Below are 2828 nucleotides of genomic sequence, written 5' to 3'. Positions count from 1 at the left end.
AAATGATAGGGTGGTAGAGGTTCGCTCAGTGCCAATTGCCAGTGTGAGCATTGTACCTGCCAGAGGGAGAACTGCTGCGTACTGAGCGTTGAATCGTTACGCTGTGCCAAAAAGTGGATTTGCCGCACATCTGACTGTCGAGTTTCACAGATAACATTTGTATATGCTTTGAGAATTAACTCGTTCAAGAGTTCCCACTGTTCGCATTGTTGTGCTTGAAATGCTTGCTGTGTTTGGTAGCGTTGTTTTTTAGCTAATAAATAGGCTTTTCCCCTGACATCAATAGTGTCAGAATCGTTAAGCAAATCACAGGGTGTCAATTTTAAAGTGTATTCAACTTTGTCTGCTAGCTCAGTTAGGGTTTCTAGATATTGCTCTTGATGGTTTTCTAGATAATTCAGCAGTTTTTCTACAGAGGTAAAACCCCTCCCAAAGCGTAGGGGAAGAAGGGGAGTTTGTTGAAAAAGTTCTCGAATTACGCGATCGTGGTTTAATACAGCTTGAAGTAAACGCTCATCCGTTGCCTGTATTACCTCCAGTGAGATTTCCGGCTCTACGATCGCACCTAAACCAGAAGAGTAAACTAGTTCAATATTCCTTTCCATCCCGAAGGGTAGAACGAGCGGTGATGCGGTCGGGACTAGAAGAGCATAAACGTATATTGACATAAACTTGGGATACTTATTCTGTAATTAAGTTTGTACACATGAAGTTCTCCGGGACACTTCTTTTTAGATCAAAGGTGTTTCCGGAGAGTAAGTATCGCTGTGTGCAATGTTCTCTCAAACCTAACCCCCAGCCCCTTCCCTACAAGGGAAGGGGAGCAAGAATCAAATCCTCTCTCCCTGTGGGGGAGAGGTTTGGAGAGGGGTTTTAAGGATAAATTGCACATTGCGTTAAGTAGCTTCCGCTCTGAACTTCTGTGTTTTTTTCAAATAAGAGACTATTGAGATTGGTGCTGATTGGCAAGCATTTGGTATGTAACTTGGAAATCATCATTTGTAATCTGAATCAAGCTGGAGTCAGTCAATCCTTGGGCGCGGTATCGACGAATTGCGCTTAAAGCAGCTTGATTGCTCAATAAAGCCAAGTCTGCACCATTCCAACCCTCGGTAACTGTCGCCCAGGTTTCTAAATCGACATCAACCAGGGGACGATCTAGATTGTGAACTCCTAAAATCGCTAATCGACTGGCCCGATCTGGTAGATCGATTTTTATTTGTAAGTCCAATCTTCCTGCTCTGAGCAAAGCAGGATCGAGCGCTTCTGGACGATTGGTTGCTCCTACTAACAGTACTTTCGGGCATTCATGCAACCCATCTAGTTCGGTGAGCAGTTGACCGACAACGCGATCGCTAACTCCAGAATCACCAGTAAATCTTCCCCGTGCTGGTGCCAGGGTATCAATTTCATCTATAAACACAACGCAAGGAGCTGCTTGCCGAGCTTTGCGAAAGAGTTCTCTGACTGCTTGTTCTGCGGCACCTACCCACCGACTTAGTAATTCCGGGCCATTCACAGCAATAAAGTTGGCTCTAGCCTGAGATGCGATCGCTTTTGCCAGTAACGTTTTTCCGGTTCCAGGCGGCCCCCACAACAGAATCCCACGGGGTGGCTTGGCTTTGGTTTGCTCGTATAGTTCGGGATAGAGAAGTGCGCCCTCTACAGATTCTTGAAGTTTTTGTTTCACATCATCCAATCCACCAATGTCATCCCAACTGACGCTCGGTACTTCAACTGCTACATCCCTGAGAACTGAGGGTTTTATCTCCTTAATTGCTTCGAGAAAATCCTGCTGCATGATAGTCATGTTCTCAGGAACGGGACTGTTGAGCGAGGGAACTTGACGACGAAGGGCAATATAGGCTGCTTTTTGACAAAGAGCTTTGATATCGGCGCCGACAAAACCGACGGATAAATCGGCGATCGCTCCTAAACTAACCGAAGTCTCCAAAGGCATGGCACTTGTCAAAATCGTCAGAATTTCCAATCGTCCATTGCGATCGGGAACCCGAAACTGAACTTCGCGATCGAAGCGTCCCGGACGACGCAGCGCCGGATCGAGATAATCGGGACGATTTGTTGCCGCTAATACAATTACGCCCTCGGTTTTGGCAAACCCATCCATTAACCCAAGCAACTGCGCCACTAGTCTTTTTTCAACTTCGCCTTCTACTTGGCTGCGATCTGGGGCAAGGCTGTCAATTTCGTCAATAAATATCAAGCAGGGAGCAGAACGAGTTGCTTTCTCAAAAATACTTCGCAAACGAGCTTCTGCTTCCCCGTAATACTTGCTCATCACCTCTGGGCCATTGATGGGAATGTAGTTTAACTCTAACTCTTCTGCCAAAACACGGGCTGTTAAAGTTTTTCCCGTACCGGGCGGGCCAACGAGCAAAACCCCACGCGGAGGCTCTAACCCTAATTTCACCAATAAATCTGGACGTTTAAGTGGAATTTCAACTAACTCTCTGATTTCTTGGAGAACATCAGCCAAGCCGCCGATACCTTGCCAAGAAGCTTTTGAGTTCGTCCGAGCTGATGGGGGGGTGACATCAGTATCATCCGTTGGTGTAGTGCCAACGGTGGAATTGGATCTGACTCGGCTGGAATTACTTATTCTCGGAATATTGCCTTGCCGGGGAATACTACTGAGATTATGAGAGCGAATTTGAATAGAAGTTTTTAACTCCCCTTTCTCTACTTTTTCTTCTAAAGCTTTGGCAATTTCTAATAGGTGTTCAAATCCTTTAAATATGTCGTCCATTGATTTTACTTAGAGGTTGTTTGAAAAGTGTTTCACTGTGATTTTGGGCACTTTTAGATCC

2 protein-coding genes are annotated in these 2828 nt (G+C 45.7%); both read right to left on the bottom strand.

What is annotated here, in order from left to right; translation table 11 throughout:
• A partial coding sequence (locus IQ229_RS22355; protein ID WP_194047507.1) for a GvpL/GvpF family gas vesicle protein occupies window positions 1-668 on the bottom strand: 668 nt, incomplete at its 3' end.
• Between the two features lie 275 nt (window positions 669-943).
• Entirely contained in the window at window positions 944-2767 is a 1824-nt protein-coding gene (locus IQ229_RS22350) for an AAA family ATPase (protein ID WP_194047505.1), read from the bottom strand.
• Between the last annotated feature and the right edge of the window lie 61 nt (window positions 2768-2828).

The organism is Nostoc cf. edaphicum LEGE 07299, from assembly GCF_015207245.1.
Lineage (GTDB): Bacteria > Cyanobacteriota > Cyanobacteriia > Cyanobacteriales > Nostocaceae > Nostoc > Nostoc edaphicum_B.
The sequence above is the reverse complement of the archived record's forward strand: the minus strand, read 5'-3'. Positions and strand labels throughout refer to the sequence as shown.